This window comes from Streptomyces sp. DSM 42067, from assembly GCF_055792885.1.
The window spans coordinates 149,232-170,191 of the sequence record NZ_CM147706.1 but is presented as its reverse complement, the minus strand read 5'-3'; the positions used below and the strand labels follow the sequence as shown (position 1 = coordinate 170,191).

Annotated in this window: 19 protein-coding genes; 8 read left to right on the top strand and 11 right to left on the bottom strand. The window is 68.3% G+C overall.

Annotated elements, in window-relative coordinates:
• Positions 1–330: 330 nt before the first annotated feature.
• Positions 331–1,344 (bottom strand): NADP-dependent oxidoreductase, encoded by a 1,014-nt coding sequence (locus tag ACSMXV_RS00935; protein ID WP_473175779.1) that lies wholly within the window; start codon positions 1,342–1,344, stop codon positions 331–333.
• A 140-nt stretch (positions 1,345–1,484) separates the two neighbouring features.
• Here ACSMXV_RS00935 and ACSMXV_RS00930 point away from each other — a divergent pair, with 140 nt between their 5' ends.
• Complete coding sequence (locus ACSMXV_RS00930) at positions 1,485–1,958, top strand: winged helix-turn-helix transcriptional regulator (protein WP_405623850.1); 474 nt, start codon at positions 1,485–1,487, stop codon at positions 1,956–1,958.
• A 480-nt stretch (positions 1,959–2,438) separates the two neighbouring features.
• Here ACSMXV_RS00930 and ACSMXV_RS00925 read toward each other — a convergent pair whose 3' ends face one another.
• Positions 2,439–3,137, bottom strand: a complete 699-nt coding sequence (locus ACSMXV_RS00925; protein ID WP_473175778.1) for an SDR family oxidoreductase — start codon at positions 3,135–3,137, stop codon at positions 2,439–2,441.
• Positions 3,138–3,431: 294 nt separating this feature from the next.
• Between ACSMXV_RS00925 and ACSMXV_RS00920 the strand changes: the two genes are divergently transcribed.
• Entirely contained in the window at positions 3,432–3,521 is a 90-nt protein-coding gene (locus ACSMXV_RS00920) for an alpha/beta fold hydrolase (protein ID WP_473175777.1), read from the top strand.
• Between the two features lie 131 nt (positions 3,522–3,652).
• Complete coding sequence (locus tag ACSMXV_RS00915; RefSeq protein ID WP_473179202.1) at positions 3,653–5,815, top strand: ATP-binding SpoIIE family protein phosphatase; 2,163 nt, start codon at positions 3,653–3,655, stop codon at positions 5,813–5,815.
• Between the two features lie 130 nt (positions 5,816–5,945).
• Here the strand turns inward: ACSMXV_RS00915 and ACSMXV_RS00910 are convergent, their stop codons facing one another.
• Genes ACSMXV_RS00910 through ACSMXV_RS00900 form a run of 3 tightly spaced genes read right to left on the bottom strand, consistent with a single transcriptional unit; the run spans position 5,946 to position 9,355 of the window.
• A complete protein-coding gene (locus ACSMXV_RS00910; RefSeq protein ID WP_473175776.1) occupies positions 5,946–7,421 on the bottom strand; it encodes a class I adenylate-forming enzyme family protein in 1,476 nt (491 codons plus the stop codon).
• 35 nt (positions 7,422–7,456) lie between these two features.
• Positions 7,457–8,380 (bottom strand): alpha/beta hydrolase, encoded by a 924-nt coding sequence (locus ACSMXV_RS00905; protein ID WP_473175775.1) that lies wholly within the window; start codon positions 8,378–8,380, stop codon positions 7,457–7,459.
• A gap of 6 nt (positions 8,381–8,386) precedes the next feature.
• The gene (locus tag ACSMXV_RS00900; protein WP_473175774.1) at positions 8,387–9,355 is read right to left on the bottom strand and encodes an enoyl-CoA hydratase/isomerase family protein; all 969 of its coding nucleotides are present in this window, start codon (positions 9,353–9,355) and stop codon (positions 8,387–8,389) included.
• A gap of 201 nt (positions 9,356–9,556) precedes the next feature.
• Between ACSMXV_RS00900 and ACSMXV_RS00895 the strand changes: the two genes are divergently transcribed.
• Positions 9,557–10,249, top strand: coding sequence for a TetR/AcrR family transcriptional regulator (locus tag ACSMXV_RS00895; RefSeq protein WP_473175773.1), 693 nt, complete (start codon positions 9,557–9,559; stop codon positions 10,247–10,249).
• 47 nt (positions 10,250–10,296) lie between these two features.
• Here ACSMXV_RS00895 and ACSMXV_RS00890 read toward each other — a convergent pair whose 3' ends face one another.
• Positions 10,297–11,193, bottom strand: coding sequence for a short-chain dehydrogenase/reductase (locus ACSMXV_RS00890; protein ID WP_473175772.1), 897 nt, complete (start codon positions 11,191–11,193; stop codon positions 10,297–10,299).
• Between the two features lie 107 nt (positions 11,194–11,300).
• Here ACSMXV_RS00890 and ACSMXV_RS00885 point away from each other — a divergent pair, with 107 nt between their 5' ends.
• The 3 genes from ACSMXV_RS00885 (at position 11,301) to ACSMXV_RS00875 (ending at position 13,516) form a co-directional block, all read left to right on the top strand.
• Positions 11,301–11,798, top strand: a complete 498-nt coding sequence (locus ACSMXV_RS00885) for a winged helix-turn-helix transcriptional regulator (RefSeq protein ID WP_473175771.1) — start codon at positions 11,301–11,303, stop codon at positions 11,796–11,798.
• 114 nt (positions 11,799–11,912) lie between these two features.
• Complete coding sequence (locus tag ACSMXV_RS00880; protein ID WP_473175770.1) at positions 11,913–12,455, top strand: SRPBCC family protein; 543 nt, start codon at positions 11,913–11,915, stop codon at positions 12,453–12,455.
• The gene (locus ACSMXV_RS00875) at positions 12,455–13,516 is read left to right on the top strand and encodes an LLM class flavin-dependent oxidoreductase (RefSeq protein ID WP_473175769.1); all 1,062 of its coding nucleotides are present in this window, start codon (positions 12,455–12,457) and stop codon (positions 13,514–13,516) included. Before ACSMXV_RS00880 ends, ACSMXV_RS00875 begins: the two co-directional genes overlap by 1 nt.
• A 573-nt stretch (positions 13,517–14,089) precedes the next feature.
• Here ACSMXV_RS00875 and ACSMXV_RS00870 read toward each other — a convergent pair.
• Together ACSMXV_RS00870 and ACSMXV_RS00865 are read right to left on the bottom strand one after the other, a co-directional pair.
• Positions 14,090–14,464, bottom strand: a complete 375-nt coding sequence (locus ACSMXV_RS00870) for a winged helix-turn-helix transcriptional regulator (RefSeq protein WP_473175768.1) — start codon at positions 14,462–14,464, stop codon at positions 14,090–14,092.
• Between the two features lie 395 nt (positions 14,465–14,859).
• Positions 14,860–15,915, bottom strand: a complete 1,056-nt coding sequence (locus ACSMXV_RS00865; protein ID WP_473175767.1) for an aldo/keto reductase — start codon at positions 15,913–15,915, stop codon at positions 14,860–14,862.
• 252 nt (positions 15,916–16,167) lie between these two features.
• On the opposite strand from ACSMXV_RS00865, the gene ACSMXV_RS00860 reads away from it, so the two are divergent.
• Complete coding sequence (locus tag ACSMXV_RS00860) at positions 16,168–16,776, top strand: TetR/AcrR family transcriptional regulator (RefSeq protein ID WP_473175766.1); 609 nt, start codon at positions 16,168–16,170, stop codon at positions 16,774–16,776.
• A gap of 131 nt (positions 16,777–16,907) precedes the next feature.
• On the opposite strand, the gene ACSMXV_RS00855 is transcribed toward ACSMXV_RS00860, so the two are convergent.
• The 3 genes from ACSMXV_RS00855 to ACSMXV_RS00845 form a co-directional block, all read right to left on the bottom strand.
• A complete protein-coding gene (locus ACSMXV_RS00855) occupies positions 16,908–19,073 on the bottom strand; it encodes an MMPL family transporter (protein ID WP_473175765.1) in 2,166 nt (721 codons plus the stop codon).
• Between the two features lie 774 nt (positions 19,074–19,847).
• Positions 19,848–20,591 (bottom strand): sulfite exporter TauE/SafE family protein, encoded by a 744-nt coding sequence (locus ACSMXV_RS00850; protein ID WP_473175764.1) that lies wholly within the window; start codon positions 20,589–20,591, stop codon positions 19,848–19,850.
• Entirely contained in the window at positions 20,588–20,953 is a 366-nt protein-coding gene (locus ACSMXV_RS00845) for a rhodanese-like domain-containing protein (RefSeq protein WP_473175763.1), read from the bottom strand. Before ACSMXV_RS00845 ends, ACSMXV_RS00850 begins: the two co-directional genes overlap by 4 nt.
• Positions 20,954–20,960: the final 7 nt, after the last annotated feature.

Genomic DNA, 20,960 nt, shown 5'->3' with positions numbered 1-20,960 from the left:
GCCCGGACCCATGAGATCGTGGACGATCGTGATCCTGCGCGAGTTCTGGTATGGCCCGTCCCGTGGGAGTGCTTGCGGAGTCTGCATTTGATCTGGGTCGAAGCGGCGGACTCCGCCGAGCCGCAGGACGGGCCGGTCGTCACCCGGTGAACTCTCCCCGTCGAGCGAACCGTGGGTCCCCGACACAGGGCGTATGGCGTTGCGGAACGGAACCGAGGTGCCGACCGACAGCGGCGACTGTCCGCGAAGTGGTCGCCCATGCATCGCCTTGGTGGCGGTGTCGCCTTGTCCTGTGACCGCGCCGGGCGGAAGCTCTTGGCCAGCCTGATCTCAGTCGTTGTCGGGCACCATCGAGACCACGACCTTGCCGGCCTTGGTGCGGCCCTGCTCGACGTGCGCCATCGCCTCGAGTGTCTGGTCGAACGGGAAGGTCCTGTCGATGACCGGGCGGAGCTTCCCGCTGTCGTAGAGGGCGCTGAGTTTGCGCAGCTGGGAGCCGTTGGCCTGCATGAAGAAGAACTCGTAGCGCACGCCCAGCGCCTTGGCCTGCTTGCGGACCTTGCGGCTGAGCGTGTTCATGACTACACCCATGAACGAGGGGGCGCCGAGTTGCTTGGCGAACCCGGCGTCCGGCGGGCCGACGACACCGATGGCCAGGCCACCGGGCTTCAGTACTGTCAGTGACTTCTCGAGGTTCGCCCCGCCCAGGGAGTCCAGTACCAGGTCGTAGCCGGACAGCACCTTCGAGAAGTCTTCCTTGGTGTAGTCGACGACGGCATCGGCGCCGAGGCTCCTGACCAACTTCTCGGTGTCGGTGTTCGTGGTCGTCGCCACCGTGGCCCCGAGGTGCTTGGCGAGCTGGATGACCGTCGACCCGAGGCCACCGGCACCGGCGTGGATGAGCACCTTCTGCCCCGGCTTCACGCGGGCACGGTCGACGAGAATCTGCCAGGCGGCCAAGGCCACCAGCGGCACTGCGGCTGCCTCTTGGAGGGTGAGCGAGGCCGGCTTGGGCGCGACGTCGTCCTGGTCGATCGCGATGAACTCCGCGAAGCCTCCGATCCGCAGGTCGCGCGGACGAGCGTAGACCTCGTCGCCCACTTTGAAGCTGCGCACGCCGGAGCCGACCTGCGTAACGACGCCGGCCACGTCGTGGCCGAGCGCGAACGGGAGCTTGTACTTCAGGAGTTGCTTGAACTCCCCGTTGCGAACCATTTTGTCCAGCGGGTTGATACTGGTGGCGCTCACTCTGACCAGGACGTCGCGGTCCCCGACGGTGGGCTCGGGTACCTGTGCTGCGCGTGCGCCGTCCTTGCCGTACTTCTCGACTAGGAATGCCTTCATATCGGCTGCCCTTTCTGCGTGATCTTCTCGGTGGTCGATGCGCTGGTCACGACGCTACTTGCTGAGTATAGAAAAGTAAACTCAGATGAGGTTAGAATCACCGCATGGATGCGAGGATCGAAGCTCTTCAGGATGCCGGCATGGACCCCCGTCTCGACCGGGACATGTCGAACTGTTCGATTGCCCGGACCCTTGAGGTCGTGGGTGAGAAGTGGACGATCCTGATCCTGCGCGAGGTCTGGTACGGCTCGTCCCGCTTCAGCGACTTCGAGCGCGTCCTCGGCTGTCCTCGCAACCTCCTCGCGGCGCGGCTCCGGATGCTCGTGGAGGAAGGGATCCTGGCCACTGAGACCTATAAAGAGCCTGGCTCGCGGAGCCGGCCGAAGTACGTGATCACGCCCAAGGGTATGGATCTGGTCCCGGCCGTGATGGGGCTGCTGCAGTGGGGTGACCGTTACCGCGCCGACCCGGAGGGCCCGGCCGTACTGGCGCGACACCGCGGATGCGGCGCGCACGTCGACGCCCAGATCCGCTGCGAACGGGGCCACGCCGTGCAGGCGGAAGACATCGAGAGCGTTCCTGGCCCTGCATTTCGTATGAGGCCCGCCGAGTGAGCTGAGGCTCTTGCGCCCCCCGGAGTTCGTGGTGGGCTCAGTCTGCCCAGGTTGAGCATGGTGACATCGCTGGATGCGGATAGCCGGCCGTCGGCGGCCGCGAGTACGGCTCGGTCGACCGTCTCACGCAGTCGTCGGCCCGACGCCAGGACGGCGGCAGCGGCGGGGTCCGCAAGATCGGTTACGGGAAGTACGTCCTTGCCGACGCATGGAAAGCAGCCCCCTTGACGGGCCCAACAACCGCTTACTGGCTTCGGCTCGTCAGGGTGAACTTCGGCGAAGTCCCTGATGGGCCTTCACCTCTCCGACCGCGGCGGCGGAGTCGTACTGGCCGCGTCGAGGTCGAGGTACGTCATCAGGGTGGTTCTCGTCGTTCGGCGATCTGTCGCAGGCACCAGGCAGCGGAGGCGCGCGACGGCGCGGCGTGAGGTACCGGCCCCGGCGTCCAGGGGCTCGGAGCGGATTCCTTGGCGGCTGTCCTCAGGGGAGCTGCGGGTACAGGGCTGCGACGCCCCCGGACAGCGCAGCCTGCGCCTGGCGGGCGGTGTTGTCCGCGAGGATCTCGTAGTCGCCGGCGGCGATGCCGTCGACGGCGATCCGGGCGATGTCCGCGGGGTCGGACTTGGCTGCGTCGACCGCCCGGACCATGTCCGTGTCCATGTAGCCGACGTGCAGTCCGGAGACCCGGATGCCCTGGTCGGCGAGCTGTACACGCAGGGCGTTGGTGAGAGACCACTCCGCGGACTTCGCGGCGCAGTAGGCGCCGAATTCCGGGAAGCTGACCCAGGACAGGCCGGACAGGACGTTCAGGATCGCCCCGCCGCCGTTGGCCGCGATCTGGGGCGCGAAGCTCCGGACCACCGAGAGGGTGCCGAAGTAATGGGTGTCCATCTCCAGGCGGACGTCGTCCAGGTCGGCTGTGAGCAGGTCGGCACCGGTGGACGACCCCGCGTTGTTGATCAGGACGGTCAGATCGTCTGTGGCCTCGGCGGCGGCCGCGACGGAAGCGGGGTCGGTGATGTCCAGTGCGATCGGCTTGGCGCCGGGCAGGTCGACCTGGTCGGGGTTGCGAGCGCCGGCGTAGACCGTGGCGCCACGGCTGAGCAGTTCGGCCGCGAGAGCCCGGCCGAAGCCCCGGTTGGCTCCGGTGACAAGGACGGTGCTGACGGAGAGGTCCATGGAGAGTCCCTGGTGAAGTGAGAAAGGCGTGCTGATCGGATTGATGGCGCCGATGGTGTGCCGATCGGCCGTAGAGCTTGGCGGCCGGAAGGAATGTCAGGGCGCTGGTGACGCGGCTTGTCCATGAGGACCGTTGGCCGAGTGGTCGGCAGTGAGGCCTCACGGGGCCATTAAATTATGATCGTAATTCTATTAGGGGTGGGTCGGTGATTGCAAGCGCTCTGCGCGGGGAGGGTGTGCTGATGCTCTGCGGAAGGGGCGCAAGGAGATGGCCGGTGTGCGCCGTGTGCCCCGGTGATCCTGGCCGACTGCGGGCACTGGATCCAGCAGGAGCAGCCCGAGGCGGTCAACAGGGAGCTCCTCGGCGTCCTCAACGGTCTCTGATCCGGGAAACCGGCACACTGCCGGGCTGGGCGGCGGCGGTGACCGCCGTCGCCGCCCAGCCCCTCGCAAACCACCCTGTGCGGCGAACGAGCGACGTGCCCGCACATACCTTTGCCCGTACATTTTGGGTTATGGGAACCGACGCCCATGCCATCCTTCGAGATCTCGCCCGAGGGCTCGAAACCCGGTCGGACCAGCTGGCCGAAGTGGTGCTACAGCGAGTGCGCAGCGAGCTTCCCGAGGTGTGGAGCTACGAGGACATCGCCGCTCTCGCGCCGGTGGGTCTGTCCGCACACGTCGATACCGCGCTGGACTTTCTTGAGCGCGGCCGCGATCTGTCCGAGGTTACGACGCCGCCCGCGGCCATTGACTTCGCTTGCCGGCTCGCTGAGCACGGGGTGCAGATCAGCGAGCTCCTACGCATCTATCGGCTCGTCCACGCGGGTTTGCTTCAACTGTTCTATGAGGAGACAGGCCGTCTCACCAAGGACCCTGAGCTGATCAACGCGGTGATGACCACATTGAACGTGACGGCTTTCGAGTACGTCGATCGCACCTCGCAGCAGGCGGTCGCGGCGTACCAGGGGGCACGTGAACGCTGGCTGCAGCGGCGGCTGACCACGATCATCGAAGCCGGCACGCGGATCGGGACCACGCTGGACACCGCCCGCACCGCCCAGGAACTGGCAGACGTCGGCACCGACCACTTGGCCGACATCGTCACCGTCGACCTTCTCGACGCTGCCCTCCAGGAAGAGGGGACCTACCCGGCAGATGCTCCGCCGGTACTCCGCCGGATCGCACAATCCGTCTCGGATGGCACCCCGGACGCGTCAGTCGACCCAGGGCCGAGGCACACCTACCCGGAAGGCTCGGAGCCGGCTCTCGTACTGGCCACCGGACAACCCCTCCGGCTCGGCATCACGACCTCCGACGCGCCGACGTGGCTGAAGGTGCCTGCGGGCCACAGAAGCGCCTCGGGCGCCAACGAGATCCACTCCATTCTCCTGGTCCCGCTATGGGCACGTGGAAATCCGCTGGGGCTGGCACAGTTCTGCCGCCGTCGAACGACAGATCCGTTCGACGACGACGATCTGCTTCTCGCCCAGGAGATCTCGTCCAGAGCAGCGGTGAACATCGACAATGCCCGTCGCTACACCCAGGAGCGTTCCACCGCGCTCACCCTCCAGCGCAACTTGCTGCCGCAGCACGTGCCGGAAGAGTCCGCCGTCGAGACAGCCTCGCGCTACCTGCCCAGCGGATCCCGAGCGGGAGTGGGGGGTGACTGGTACGACGTGATCCCGCTCTCGGGAGCCCGCGTCGCCCTCGTGGTGGGCGACGTGGTCGGCCGCGGCCTCCAGGCCTCGGCCACCATGGGCCGCCTGCGGACGGCCGTCCGTACTCTGGCGGACATCGACCTGACTCCCGACGAGCTGCTGACGCACCTCGACGACGTGGTCATCCGGCTACAGCGCGCGGAAGAGCGGGGAACGGACGAGATCAGCGCCACCTGCCTGTACGCCGTCTACGACCCCGTCTCCCGCGTGTGCTCCCTGGCCAGCGCCGGACACGTTCTGCCGGCCGTAGTGACTCCCGGTGATGCGCCGGCCTCTCACGCGGTCGTCTTCCCACAGGTGCCGATCGGCCCGCCACTGGGCCTGGGAGGGCTCCCCTTCGAAACCGCCCAGGTCGAACTGGATCAAGGCAGTCTTCTGGTGCTGTATACCGACGGCCTCATTGAAAGTCGCACTCGCGATGTGGACGCCGCCCTCGCGGTGTTGTCCGACGTCCTCGCCCAGGCACCCGCGTCGCTGGAGGAGACCTGCGACGGACTGCTCCACGCACTGTTGCCCAGCCGCCCCGCCGATGACGTCGCTCTTCTCGTGGCACGAACCCGAGTGCTGGACGCCGACCACGTCGCCACTCTGGATCTTCCCTCCGATCCGGCCGTCGTCTCCGAGGCGCGTGCTTTCGCATCCGACCGGCTGGCCGCCTGGGCGTTGGAAGAGATGGCCTTCACCACGGAGCTTGTGGTCAGCGAACTGGTGACGAACGCCGTCCGCTACGGCAAGAGCCCCATTCAACTGCGGATGATCCTCCAATCCACCGTGACGTGCGAGGTTTCCGACGCCAGTGCTACCGCCCCGCACCTGCGCCGCGCCCGGGCCTTCGACGAGGGCGGCCGGGGCCTGCTCCTGGTCGCCCAGCTCACCGAACGCTGGGGCACACGGCACAACCGCGAGGGGAAGGTCATCTGGGCGGAACAGCTGATTCCATCCACCCGTACCGCTTAACGCCATCGATGCCGGCGGCAGGCTGGGCTCGTGGTGAAGCTCGAGGAGCCGCGGGCAGCCACGGAGCCGGACCCGCCCCCCAGGGGCTACGGGCCGCTACCCGAGCCGGCCCATAGCACATCCGCGTTGATCAAGACCTGGCCGAAGCCGCGGCGTGGGCGGCCCGCAACTGGGCTTTGTCGATCTTTCCGACCGCGTTCTTTGCGATGGCTTCCACTACGAAGAACGAGGTCGGGCGCTTATAGCCAGTGAGGCTTCGCGCACAGAGTGCTTTCAGCGTCGCCGGATCGACGGTCACGCCCGGTCGGGGTTGGACGTAGGCGACGACCACCTCTCCCCACTTTTCGTCGGGTACGCCGATCACGGCGGCCTCGAGCACCGACGGGTCGCCTACGAGCACGTCCTCGATCTCCTTGGGGTAGACGTTCTCGCCGCCCCGGATGATCATGTCCTTCGAGCGCCCGACCAGGGTCAGATAACCCTCGGCGTCGACGTGGCCCACGTCGCCCGTGTGCAACCAGCCGTCGACGATGACTTTGGCCGTTTCGTCCGGACGACCGAGATAGCCACGCATGACATTCGGGCCCCGCACGACGACCTCACCGTCCATGCCCGGCGCCACCTCGGTACCGTCGGCGTCGACGATCCGAATCTCCTGGCCGGGGAAGGGAAGCCCCACGGTCCCGCCGCGTCGAGGGCCCGCGACGGGGTTGATGGTCGAGCCGCAGGTTCCTTCGGACAGGCCGTACCCCTCGACGAGCGGAAACCCGTACCGGGCCTCGAACCGGGCCAGCAACTCGGCTGAGGCGGGCGCCGCGCCGCAGACTCCGAACCGCAAGAACGACGTGTCGGGCTGAACATCATCTGGGAGCGCCGCAAGCACGCTGTAGATCGTCGGCACTGCACTGAAGAAGGTGGGGCGCTCGCGCTCGACGACGGCGAAGAAGGTCTGAGGGTTGAATCGGTCGGCGATGACGACGCTCGCGCCCGCGAGCAGCGGCATGAGAATGCTGACCACGATGCCGTTGACGTGGAAGAGCGGCAGAATCAGCAGGCACCGGTCCGCCGGCCCGACGTCCAGCGACTGGCGCCCCATCTCCGCCATGGCGTCGATGTTGGCGTGGTCGAGCATCACGCCCTTCGGTACGCCGGTGGTGCCGCTGGTGTAGATGAGAAGGGCCAGCGCGGACGGGTCCAGATGCGGCGCGTGATCCGGCTCCACCGCTTCTTCGTACAGTGCGCCGACGGCGAGTACGGCAACAATACCGTCCGTGACGACGGCCGCGCCGTCCTCGACCACCAACAGGCGCGCGCCGGAGTCCCTCAGCTGTCGGACGACCTCGCCCTCGGTCATGCCCGGGTTGACCGGCGTGATGGTGGCGCCGATCCGCCAGGCGGCGAACAGCAGGAGAACGAACTCGACGCGGTTCCTCAGCTTGAGGGCCACGACATCGCCGGGACCGATCCCGAGGTCCTGGAGCTGACACGCTGCCGCACGGACCCGGTCCAGCAGCTGAGTGTTGGAGAGCGACTGGTGCCCGTCCGAGACCGCCGGCCCATGGGGGTCGAGAGCGGCGCGACGGTCGGGCAGAGAAGCGAAATTCATGGCGAGCGTACCTGTCTCGGTGTGTTGCGATCCGGTCAAGGAGTCGACGCGGCGGGCGCCGTGTGCAGCTGGCGGGTGAGGAACTCGATCTGGTCGCGCACCAGTTCCTCGAAGGTCTCGCCGGTGTAGAAGTCGAAGTGGCCGGCGTCGTACCTCTTGATCTCTCCCCGGGGCGCGGTGCGTGCGTAGCGGAGGGTCTGGGCGGGAGGCGTGACGGAGTCGGTGTCGCTGACGCAGAAGAGGATCGGGATGGCGACCTTCTTCGCGGCACGCCCGGGCCGGTAGGCGGCGATGGTCGGAATGACCCGTGCCGCCACCTCGTTGCGGAACGTCGTCCCGGGCGGCTGCAGCGCCCGGTATCCAGGGAGTGCGTCCGGAGCGTTCATGAGGGCCGGAGAACCGGGGGAGGCCGCGATGGGAACCATCGCTGGCGCCTTGCCGCGGACCCTGGTCGCCAGGTCCCGGGCGAGCACGGGGGTCATCCTGAGTGAGGCGACCGGGCCCAGCGCGAGCGCAGAGGCGAGACCGTCGGTGAACGGGCACTGGGCAACGGCCGCGCGCAGTTCGGGATGGCGCGAGGCGACGGTGATGGCGTGGCCGCCGCCGAAGGAGCTGCCCCAGACCGCGACACGGGCGCGGTCGACGTCAGGTCGTGCCTTGACGTAGGCGATGGCGGCATCCCAGTCGGCGAGCTGACGCTTGATCGACAGGAGCTGGCGAGGGTGGCCGCCGCTGTCGCCGAAATGCCGATAGGTGAAGGCCACGGCGGCGATGCCGGCCTGTGCGAAACGCTCGGCGAAGGCGTCCAGGCGCATCTCGCGGGTGGCGCCGAGGCCGTGCCCGAGAATGACGACAGGCGGGGAGGTGACGCCCGTGGGGAGGTAGAGCCACCCGGCACAGGTGCTGTCGCCGGAGGCGAAAGTGATGTCGTGACGGGTGAAGGACTCAGGAGTGGTCATGTCGGCTCACCGTCCGTTTGTCGAGCGGTGCCCGGGCACCCTGCCCAGAGCGAGCGATTGTGCGTACGTGTCCGGGTCGTAGAGCGGGAGCTCGCCGGTGGCCTCGGTCGTCGCGATGTAGTCGAGCATGAGTTCCTGCCCCTCCTTCGACATGACTCTGGTGAAGAACTCTGTGCGCTCGACGTGCAGCCCTTCCGTGAGCGACATCGAGCCACCGAAGTACACCGACCTCTTGGCGGCCGCGACGGACCCCTTGGACCGTGCGCCGAGGTTTTCCGCGCGTGCGGTCGCCCTCGCGACCACCTCGTCCTGCGGCACGACCTCGTCGACGGCCCCGTTGGCGAGAGCCTCCTCGGGCGTGAACGGCTTGCCCTCGAGGATGGCGAGCAGGGACTTGTGGGTGCCGATCAGGCGGGTCAGCCGCTGGGTACCGCCACCGCCCGGAATGATGCCGAGGAGGATTTCCGGTTGGCCGATGAAGTAGTCCCCGTCAGCCATGACGCGCAGATCGCACGCCCAGGCGAATTCCGCACCGAGGCCGAGAGCCGAACCGTTGAGGGCGGCGACGAAGACGACTCCGCTGGAGTTCATCCGCAGGAACGTGGCGTGCAGGCGCTCGAGCTGGAGGGCTCCCCGCAGTGGGGTCCTTCTCACGACAGGCTCCAGAACACGTGCCCGGTCCGCGCTTTTGGCCACGTGTACCACGGCGGAGGCGGCGCGCCGGCCCACCGTAGGACTGGCGGCGCCCTCTTCCTGCAGCCACTGGACCGCGGCATGGCTGACGAACCGCTCGGGATGCGCCCCGGTGAAGACGACGGCACGGATGCTCGGATCGCGGTCGACCCGGTCCACCAGTTCGTCCAGCTGGTTGGCGATGTCGAGGCCGAACACGCCGTGCGGGCCGCCGTCGACCCGGACGATCAGGACGGCTCCGCGGTCCTCGATCTCCAGTTGGCCCTTGTCTTTGTATGGCATGGATTCTGCTCCCGTGCTGAGTTCATGGGGGAGTGGAAAGCGCGTGGTGGAGGGGTACCGGCGCCAGGAAACTGGGACAGCGCGTGAGGGCGCGTCCAGGGACGCGCGCCTGTGTCCGAAACGGCACGTCACTCGTGATGTGTACTATTGCCGTGACGAGTCAGATAACCAAGTTATTTAAAGTGTGTCAACCGTGGAGGCGTGAGAGACGTGTCAGGGCGGACGAGGCTCGATGACGCTCCGGAGCGGCTTGTACAGGCCGCCATCGGTCTGCTGGCCGAGCAGGGGCCGTCGGCCATCAAGGCGCGTACGGTGGCGTCCGCGAGCGGACTGTCGACGATGGTGGTCTACAGCCACTTCGGTGGGATTCCCGAATTGATGCGAGCCGTCGCCGACCATGGGTTCAAGGAGCTGGGCGCGGCGTTTGCCCAGGTGCCGGTGACGGAGGACCCGATTGCGGATCTCTATGCCATGGCCTTGACCTGCCGTCGAGTGGCCCGCGAGAACCCTCACCTGTACGACCTGATGTTCGGGCTGTCCACTCGGGCGACGTACCGGCCGCTGTCGGATGCGGACCTTCGTCTGAGTGGGCATTCGCCGGCCTTTCGAGGCGCCCACGCGCATGTCATTGCAGCGTGCGAACGGCTCGTGGACTCCAACAGGGTCGAGCAGCAGGAACCCGAGGTCATAGCCGCTCAGTTGTGGAGTCTGGTCCACGGTTACATCACCCTCGAATTGGCCGAGCACTTCGTCGAGTTCGAGGACGCGGTGGTCCAGGTGATGCAGCCGATGGGCGTGAACTTCTCTGTCGGGTTGGGCGATGAGCGGGAACGCGCCGAGGCCTCGCACGAGACGGGCGCGCGCCTTTACGACTCGATCGTTTATGGGCGGTGAAAGTCGGGTGGTAGGGCGCTGCCCCGTGGGGGGCTACCCGTGCGCGGCTAGGGCGACCTGGTGTCCGCACCGGGGGTATCGGTGCCGGGCGTGAGCTGGTCATGCCTCCCCAGCGCCGCGACCTCCCGTTCGAGGGACGGGACCGCCCGGGCCGCGAAGCGCCTCGCCCAGGGCCAGGCCAGCGGCGAGTTCAGCGCCGCCTTCGCCCAGTTGGCCACGACGACTGCGCGTGGGACGTACACGCGGCTGCGGCGGCGCACGAGCCCGTGGACCATCGCGGCAGCCGCCCGGTCGGCGCTCGTGGTGACGTTGCCCGGATAGGGGAGCCGCCGACGCAGGCCCCGGAACGAGGGGAGGTCCACCTCGGCGCCCCGGACGAGGTCCGTATCGATCCAGGAGGGGTGCACCAGGCCGACCGTGACCCCGAGGTGCGCCACCTCCTGGCGGTAGGTCAGGGCGAGCAGTTCGGCCGCGGCCTTGCTCGCTCCGTACGAGGCCATCGCCGCCAGCGGCATGAAGGACAGCGCGGACGCCACGACCAGCACGTGGCCCTGGCTGCGCTCCAGATGGGGTGTCGCGTATTTGAGGGTGCGGAAGACGCCGTTCAGATTGATGTCCAGGACCCGCTCGAACGACGCCTCGTCCGTCTGCCGCACCGTCCCGTACGCCACCACGCCGGCATTGGCGACGACGCGGTCGATGCCGCCCATGACATCCGCGGCCTCATCGATCGCCGACCGTAGAGCGGTACTGTCGCGCACATCGGCCTCACGCCAGGAAGCGGCGGGGCCCAGATCGTCGGCGAGGTCACGCAAGCGGTCTGGCTCCAGGCCGATCAAGGTCACACGGGCGCCTCGGTCCACGGCCAGGCGGGCCACCTTCTCGCCGATGCCGCGCGCCGCTCCGGTGACAACGAGCCTTCTGCCCAGCAAGTCACGTTTCATGGCGGCAACATAACTTCGTTATTGACTGCACACAAGACCTCGCGGGCACCGGCCGCTCTCGCTGCACCTGCTGGGTCTCATGACTGGACGAACCTATGCTGGCTGTCATGAGGCGGACATCCTTTGCGCAGTGGCCCTGCTCGATCGCGCGGACCATGGATCTGCTCGGGGACTGGTGGACGCCGTTGGTGCTGCGTGAGGCGTTCTACGGGATTCGGCGGTTCGACGCGTTCCAGGAGTCGCTGGGGATCGCCCGCAACACACTGACGGACCGGCTGCGCCGGCTGGTGGAGGAGGGGCTGCTGGAGAAGCGGCCGTACCAGACGGAGCCTGTGCGGTACGACTACGTGCTCACCGAAAAGGGACGTGACTTCTACGGCGTGCTGCTGGTGATGAACCGGTGGGGGGACCGATGGCTGGCCGGTGAAGCGGGCCCGCCGGTGGCCATGCATCACGAGGTGTGCGGGCAGGAGACCCATGCCGAGGTGGTGTGCGCCGCCTGTGGCGAGCCGATGACAGCGGACAACACCCGCCCCCGGATAGGCCCCGGCTATCCGCCGCATCTGGCCGAGCGGCCGGATGTGCGGGAGCGTTTCGCGGGCTGACTCAGTGACTCTGTCGGGCCTGTGTCTGCCCTTGACAAGTGAGTCTATCTACGCAACTTTACTGGTCAGGTTGTGGCAAGAGGGTTCTCGGACGGGCAAGGAGGCCGCGGGATCATGGAGTGGACGGGCGCGCGCTATGCGGACAAGCCGACGGTTGAGGTCCACACCTGGATCGCCGCCCCGCCGGGACAAGTGTGGACGCTGGTGTCCGACATCGAGCTGATGCCGCGTATGAGCTCCGAGCTGCAGTCGGTGGAATGGCTGGACGGCAGGAGCGGCCCTGCTCTGGGAGCCCGGTTCATCGGCCGGAGCAAGCATGAGGCGTTGGGGGAGTGGGCCACCACGTCCCACATCGTGGAGTACGAGCCGCCGAGGATGCTCGCCTGGGCGGTCGAGGATCCTGAACACCCCACAGCCATCTGGCGGTTCACGTTGGAGCCGCAGGACGGTGGCACGCTGCTGCGGGAATGGATGCAGATGGGGCCGGCCCGCTCGGGCCTCTCCTTCGCCATCGATCGCATGCCGGACAAGGAGCAGAAGATCGTCTTCGTACGCATGCGGGAGTTCGAGGCCAACATGGCCGCAACCCTGGAAGAGATCAAGAAGAGGGCCGAGGGGGCCGAGAGTGCCGAGACCTCGGGCGAGGTGAGTCTCTGATGCGTACCTCCACCACGATCGAAGCCTCCGGGGGCGACTGGCGGGAGATCGTCGACTATGTCACCGAGGCGGAGAAGCTGGGTCTGGACATCTGCTGGGTGGCGGAGGCGTGGGGCTCCGAGGCGCCCTCGCCGTTGGGCTACCTCGCTGCGAAGACCGAGCGCATGCTGCTCGGCTCCGGAATCATCCAGCTCGGCACCCGCACACCGATGGCCATCGCTCGCGCCGCGATCACGCTGTCGCAGATCTCCCAGGGTCGCTTCCTTCTCGGGCTGGGCCCCTCCGGGCCGCAGGTGATCGAAGGGCTGCACGGTGTGCCCTTTGACCGTCCATTGTCCCGGATGCGCGAGACCGTCGAGATCGTGCGGCAGGCAGCCTCGGGCGACAAGGTCTCCCATTCCGGGCGGGAGTTCCAGATCCCCCTGCCGGGCGGGGAGGCGAAGCCCATGCGCCTGTCGATGCGCGCCGAATACGACATCCCCGTCTACCTGGCAACCCTCTCGCCGAAGATGCTGCACCTGACCGGTGAGATCGCCGACGGGTGGCTGGGCACCAGTTTCGTGCCCGAGGGCGCCCAAGAGGCGTACTTCGACCATCTGTACCAAGGCCTCGCCGCCGCCGGTCGCGCCCGCTCCGACCTCGACATCTGCCAGGGCGCCGAGGTCGCCTTCGCCGAGGACGAGGACGCGCTGCGCACGATGGTGGCCGGACGCAAGAAGGAGTTGGCCTTCAGCCTCGGCGGCATGGGCTCCGCGACCACGAACTTCTACAACAACGCCTACAGCCGCCAGGGTTGGGCGGAGGTGGCGGCCGAGGTCCGGACACGTTGGCAGGCTGGGGACCGGGACGGCGCCGCAGGCCTGGTCACCGACGAGATGGTGCTGGCGACAACGCTGATCGGAACCGAGGACATGGTGCGCGATCGGCTGCGTGTGTGGCGCGATGCCGGTGTCGACACCGTGCGCTTCTATCCCGCGGGCGAGACCCTCGACGCCCGACTCGCCACTCTGGGGCGGGCGATCGACCTGGTCCGAGACGTCGAGGACGAAGCGGCACGGTAGCCGCGCACTCGCCGTCCAGGGTGTCCCGTTCGTCGGCCGCTGCCTGCTGCCGCAGCGACTCAGGCGTGGAGCCGGCGCCACCGAGGCGCACGACGACTCCGCGGGCGGGCCGTTCGGCGGCCGCGAGCGTTTCGGTGAGCACGTCGGCGGCCCACGCGGTGCTGAACGGATCGCCTCGCGACTGTGGAGGGCCTGTCCGTTGTTCCTGCGTCAGCTGAAATCGTGCATGGGTCAACGCCGAAGTCGCCGGTCGTGACGGCGGTGCTAGTTCCCGGTTCGCGGCGCGGCGCCGATCTCCGAGCGGTTCCTCGCCGCGATAGCGGAACGGTATGCGCGGTGGTGCTCAGCGGGTTGGGCGACAGGGCGCCGCAGAAGGTGCTGCGCCGGATCGTCCCCGCTCGGACCTTCGACAAGAGCGTCCGCAAGCTCAACCGGATGACCGGCTGACAGCCACGGGGCGCACGACAACGACGAACAGCCGTGCGGGAATCAACTCCCCGCACACGTTTCCCCGCACACGGACCGGTGGGACACGGCAAACCGCACCGCCAGCGACAGCGTCGTCCGCCCGGGTCAGGGCGGATCGCCCCCAGCAGGGTCGCCGAGGTGGGCCACTGCCCAGTTTCGGAGCTCTTCCAGGGCTGGGCGGATCGCCACTCCGGCCTGCGTCAAGCGGTACCGCACCCGCAGTGGCGGCCCATCGCTCACCTCGCGCACGACGAGACCCGCCGCCGCCAGGCGGGCCAGCCGGTCGGAGAGCATTCGCTCGCTGATGCCGGGGACAGCACGGTGCAACTCGGTGAAGTGCGCGGGACCGGCGAGGAGCACGGCGATGAGCGGACCGCTCCAGCGCTTGCCCAGCAGGTCGAAGACGCGCGTTGTCACCGTGTCCACCTGGCGGCTCTTACTGCCCTCGCCCCGCTCGCCCGAGCCGTCACGCCCTTTCATGGCTCCTCTCTCACTGCGGTCGTGCGGTCAGGGGTGCCACCGACACTGATCGGGAATGCGGCATCGTGGTCTGTCTTCTCCGCCTGGTGAGTCACGGACAAAGGCCAGTGTCACGGTCGCCGACGCGATGCGTCGGCCGCGGGGCTCTCGCAGCAAACCCAGGCCCTACGGTGCAGGTGGTCGGTTCGGCGTCGGACCGCCGAACCGGTGGGCGAGATGGCCGTCTGCCAACGCACCATCGGCTCCTTGAGGGAATCGCTCGACACGATGAGGGCTGCGACGGCTGGGCGGGACGTGCCGCGGTCAGGCAGACGGCACCACCCCGGACCGTGCGCACGATGCGGGACGGAACGCGGCGACGACGGCATGGGGCCGCCAGCGGCAGGATCCGCGGCTCAGGCCGCGGGCACGGCGGGCTGGGTGACGAGCGAGGAGTCACCGCCCTGGACGGCGTCGCGGACGCCGGCGGTCGCCTCGTGGGGCACCCCGAGGGGGATTGCGCTGACGTCGGACAGGCGTGCGAAATGCTTCGGGGCGAGTTGGACGTCCAGAGCGCCCAGGTAGTCGTCGAGCTGGGTGAGGTTGCGCGGACCGATGATCGGCACGAACGAGGTCGACGCCTGGGCTGCACGCTCACGCAGCCAGGCCACCGACACCTGGGCGGGCGTCGCGCCGGTCTCCTCGGCGATGGCCAGGACGGTGTCGACGACAGCGGCCTTCTGGTCGGTGCTCTCGGTGTGCACGAGTGTCTTGAGATCGCTCAGCCGTCCCTCGGCGCTGCGGCGGTACTTGCCGGTGAGCAGTCCGCCGCCGAGCGGGGACCAGAGAGCGGCGCCGAGTCCCAGGCTCTCGGCCATCGGCAGCAGCTCGCGGTCGGCGGTCCTCTCGACGAGGCTGTACTCGATCTGGATGCCTGTGACCGGTGCCCAGTTCTTCAGGTCCGCGAGGGTGGCAGCGCGGGAGACACGCCATGCGGGGAAGTTGGACAGGGCGGCGTGAAGGATCTTGCCGGACGTGACCAGGTCGTCCAGTCCGCGCAGGATCTCCTCCATGGGCGTGAGGTCGTCGGGGAAGTGGACCCAGTACAGGTCGATGTAGTCGGTGCCCAGGCGCTTCAGGCTCGCCTCCAGCGAAGCGACCATGTTCTTGCGGCTGTTGCCCGTCCTGGAGATGCCGGGCTGCGGGGTGGCCCCGTTGGTGAACTTGGTGGCCAGGACGAAGTGATCCCGGTCAGCGGCGACGAACTTCCCCACCAACTCTTCCGACTCGCCGAACTGGTAGCCGTCCGCGGTATCGATAAACGTTCCGCCGGCCTCGGCGAACCTGTCGAACATCCGGCGCGACTCGTCCGGCTCCGCACCGGCACCCCAGCCGGTGCCGAAGTTCCCCGTGCCGAGTGCGTACTCGGAAACGCGCAGTCCAGTCCGTCGTCCGAAGGTCGTGTATCGCATCAGGTCTCCTTGGTGCTGGTTTCGCATCGATGATCGCGGTCGGTGGTGGCGGGTCAGGCGCGGGTCAGGACGATGGCCCGGCGGGGCGATCAGAGGGGCGCCGATCGGGCCATGGACGGATGCGGCACCGACGAACCACCGATCCGCGTAGGGCGCGATGCCGGGCGCGGCTAAGTAAGGCGATCGGTCTACTTAGGGCTCTACCGTAGCTGGCCCACGGGCCTATGTAAAACGATCGGTATCCTCAAGGCTATGACCGAATCTCACCCCGTACGTCGGCGTCGTGGGCGTGGCGCCCGGGAGCGGATCCTCAAAGCGGCGACCGAGCTGTTCATTGCGCAGGGAATCAACGCGACCGGGATGGCTCAGCTGTCGACCGTCGCCGAAGTATCGAGACGGACTCTCTACACGCACTTCCCCAGCAAGGACGAGCTCGTCGGGGCATACCTTCAGTCCCTGGTGGACGATCTCCTCCCCGTCCCCCCGTCGCCGGCCCTACCGACACCGAGCCCGCGTGAGCAACTCCTCGCCGTCTTCGACTGGAAGCCGTCGGAAACCACCGCTCCGCTGCGGGGTTGCCCGTTCCTGAACGTCAGCGTCGAGGTGCCCGACCCCGGCCATTCCGCCCATCAGCTGGCCGCGGTGTACAAAAGGGAGTTCGCCCGCCGCCTCACGGACATAGCACGGCAGGCCGGCGTCGCCGACCCGGAAACCCTCGGTGAACAACTGGCACTGCTCTTCGACGGCGCGGCCGCACGGGCCACTGCACTCAACAGCAGCCACACCGCCGCGTGCGCGCGATCCATCGCAGAGTCGTTGGTCGATGCCGCCCTCCCTGAGGTCGGCCCGGCGTCCCCGTGATGAGGGCCACGGCGCGTCCTTTCGATGGCCTCGATGAAGAACATCTGGGCATTCCTTAAAGGCAATTACCCCTGGGGTATATAGGAATCCTGTCACTGTGTACCCCAGGGGTAATGAGGCGTTGGCGCGGCTCAGTCGTGCGAGAAGCGGACCTCGGGCAGGACCCGGCGTAGCCAGGCCGGGGACCACCAGGCGGCCCGGCCGGTCAGGCGCAGCAGGACCGGCAGGAGGACCAGCCGGATGAGGAAGGCGTCGAGCAGGACGGCGACGCCGAGCACGATGCCCATCTCCTTGGGCGGCAGCGGATCGGCCAGCGCGAAGGTGAAGAACACGGCGACCATCACGGCGGCCGCCGCGAAGACAACCCGGCCGGACTGGGAGAGGGCTCCGACGACCGCCTTCTTGGGGTCTCCCGTTTGCTCGTAGTGCTCCTTGGCGGAGGAGAGCAGGAACACGGTGTAGTCCATGGCGATGGCGAAGATCATCGCGAAGAAGAAGACCGGCCCCCACCCATCAAGGAAGCCTTGTGGCTCGAAACCGAGCAGGTCCGAGAGGCGTCCGTCCTGGAAGATCAGCTTGGCGACGCCGAAGGCGGCGGCGGTGGCCAGCAGGTTCGTCAGCACGCCCATGGCGGCGACCAGCGGAGCCTGCAGTGCGACCAGTAGCAGGACGAAGCCGAGGACCAGGATGACCCCGATGACCAGTGGTGCCTTGTCGTCCAACGCCTGCTTCAGGTCGAGGTTCTCCACGGCCGCGCCGCCGACCAGCGCGTCGTCGGGCAGTTCCGCGCGCAGCGTGTCCACTGTCTTCGCCAGCGCGGGATCCGACGGGTCGACGGACGGCATGGCCTGGATCAGGGTCCAGCCGGACCCGTCGGCCGCCTGCTGCGCGGGCATGACGCCCGCCATACCCGCGCTGGAATTGAGCGCCTGGACCGTGGCGGCGGACTGTGCGGCCGGAACCGCGATCTGCAGCATGCCCGGCGCACCGTCGCCGAAGTTCTCCTGCACCAGGGCGTAGCCCTGGCGCGAACTGTCACCCTCGGGCACGACCTTGATGGACGGCATCGCCGTCTTCAGTCCGAACACCGGCACGGCCAGCGCGACGAGCACGGCCAGCGCTAGGGCGCCGAAGCGCAGCGGCTGCCGCCACAGGCGTTCGCCCCACGCGCCGAACAGTGGCGATTCGGTCTTGTCGGTGCGGGTGCGGGGCAGTGCCCACTTGTTAACGTTCGGGCCGAGCTTGCCCAGCACGGCCGGGAGCAACGTGAGGGTGGCGGCCAGGACGAAGACAACGGAGAGCATGATGCCGACCGCCATGGTCCGCACGGCAGGCGCGGGAACCAGTGTCACGGCGGACAGGCTGACAAGCACGGTCAGCCCCGACAGCAGGACCGCCTTGCCCGCAGTGTCCATGGTCTCCACCACGGCCCGCCGCCGCTCGCCGCTCCTCGCCAGGGCGGCGCGATAGCGAATCACCAGGAACAGGGCGTAGTCGATGCCCAGCGCGAGCGCGAACATCAGGGCGAAGTCCATCGCCCAGATGGAGATCGGCGTGACGTGACTGAGGACGACGAGGGAGCCGACCGAGGCGGCCAAACCCGCCATCGTGAGCAGCAGTGGCAGCCCGGCGGCGACCAGCGAGCCGAACGCCACGACGAGCACGACGAGGGTGACCGGCCAGGAGATGATCTCCGCCTTGATCATCGACTCCAGATTGGCGGTGTTGAAGTCGCTCCACATCACCGAGGCGCCTGTGGCCCGCACGATCACGTCGTCGGTGGACAGCTCCCGCAGCGGATCCTTGAGGTCCTCCGCGGCCCGCACCATGTCGTCGGTGTTCGCGGCGGCGCCGCCCAGGACGATGGCGGTCCGGCCGTCGGGGCTGATGGTCATGCCGGCCTGGGGCGCCACGACCTCGCTGATCCGGTCGTCGGCCTTCAGCTCCTTGGTGATCTCGGCGATCACATGCTGTCCGGCCGGATCGCTGACCTGGTGGCTCTTGGAGGAGACGACCACCTGGATCGCGGAGGAGGCGTTGCCGCCGAAGTGCTCCTGAGCCAGCTCACGGACCTTCACCGATTCCGAGCCGTTGCTCTGCCAGCCGGCTCCGGACAGCACCGAGGTCACCTGTGGGGCGAAGGCGCCCAGGACGGCGACGACGACCAGCCAGCCGATCAACACCTGCTTGAAGTGCCCGGCGGTCCAGTCGCCGAGCCGCCCCAGCGGGCCCAGCGAGCCCGGCGGTGAGGGGTCCTCGGCGCTACGGCCGGGTGCATCGGTGGTGGTTGTGGACATGATTCCTCCTTAAAGGTAATACCCCGGGGGGTATCTTCGAGAGGGGATGATACCCCGCGGGGTATTGGTGGTGGTGAAGGTGTCGTGCTCGTCGAAGGCGAGGACCACGGCGTCGACATCCCCCGTCTCGGGGTGGACGACGGCAAGGCGCAGACCGGCGTATTCGCTTTTCGCGGATGGTGAGCGAGAGGTCGACCAGAGGCGGGTCCGCCCCCACGCCCCCCGACGCCGATGACCTCCGGGATCTCCGTCATCGACGCCGACGGCAGGACCTTGAGGCTCGGGCGGCCTGCCGCTCGGCGACCCCGGCGGTGCCGTCGACGGTCCCGGAGGGAAGCTCGTAGGTGTGCTTGTGGAACGGGAATTGCAACAGGACCGCCGAGCCGTCGGCGCAGACGACGGCTGTGGGTACCGGCCGGCTGTCCGCCTGCAACGGGACGGGTGTCCTGCCGGGGGACGGCCGTCCCGCGGTCCGGGCCACGTAACGCCTGGGCCTGCAGCAGCGGGATGTCGGCGCCCTTGGCGGCCTCTTCGGCGAGGGCCTTGCGGGTGTCGATGACGTGGTCGTGGCGGTGGATTCGCCATCAGCGCGACCGGGCTATGGATTCGCCATCAGCGCGACCGGGCTATGGATTCGCCATCATCGCGACCGGCCTCCGGCAGTGCCTCACTGACATCCAGGGCAGCCCCCGCTCCAGCGAGGGCAGGGACGGGATGCGGGGCCGCCCGGGAAAGCTGTTTCTCGCCCGGCCTGCCCCGTGGCAGCCGTCATGATCAGAAGACCACATCGGCGAGCATGAAGGTCGCCACCACCAGGAGCACGCCCGCGAAGATCCTCTGCAACGCCCCTCCGGAGACCTTCGCCGCGAGCCGCTTGCCGTCCCAGGCCCCCAGTATCGCGGCTCCGGCGAAGGGCCCGATCAGCTCCCAACGGAGGTCGTCGCCGGTTCCCGTACGGGCAGCCAGTGCGGCCAGCGAGTTCACAGTGATGACGAGCAGGCTGGTAGCCACCGCCTGCCGCATCCGCAGACCCAGCACACCCACCAGGGCCGGGACGGCGAGGAATCCGCCGCCCACGCCTAGGAATCCGGTGACCGCGCCGAGCCCTGCTCCCGCTCCGACCGCGTGGACGGGACGGATGCGGTCCGGCGGCTCGGCGCCGGAGGGGCGCAGCATCCGCAGGGCCGCGAGGGCGGCGACGACCGCGAACGCCGTGGTGAGTGCTGCTTCGGGGAGGTGTCCGGCGGTGGATCCGGCGAGGAACGCCGGCACGATGCCCGCGGCGGCAAACAGCGTTCCCGTCCGCCACGCCACGTTTCCGTCCCGCGCGTGGACGGAGAGGGCGGTGGCGGATGTGGCGGTGACGATGATCAGGCTCGCCGTGGTCGCCGCCGCGGGGGTGAAGCCGAGCAGGTAGATCAATGCCGGGACGGCGAGGACACTGCCCCCGCCACCGAGGGCGCCCAGCGCCAGGCCGACGACGGCTCCGGCGACGAGGGCCAGGATCAGTGCGCTCACGCTATCGAGCCGCTGTTCCCGCGTTCGTCGACGACCGGGTGTCCGGCGGCGGCCCATGCGTGCATGCCGCCCTTCACGTCCACGGCGTCCGCACCCTGTTCAGCGAGGAGTTCCACTGCCTGCTGGGAGCGGTGCCCGCTGCGGCAGATCACCACCAGCGGGCGGCACTGCGCCGCCTGCGGCAGCGCATCACCCGCGGCCAGGCCGGCAAGCGGCGCGTGCACCGCGCCCGGCACGTGACCGGCCTTCCACTCGGGCTTCTCCCGGACATCCAGCAGTACGGCGTCGGGCTGGTCGCCACCGGTGCGGCTACGCGCCTCGTCGACCGAGAGGCGCTGTTCGTCCTTCCGGAACGGGATCATCTGGTTC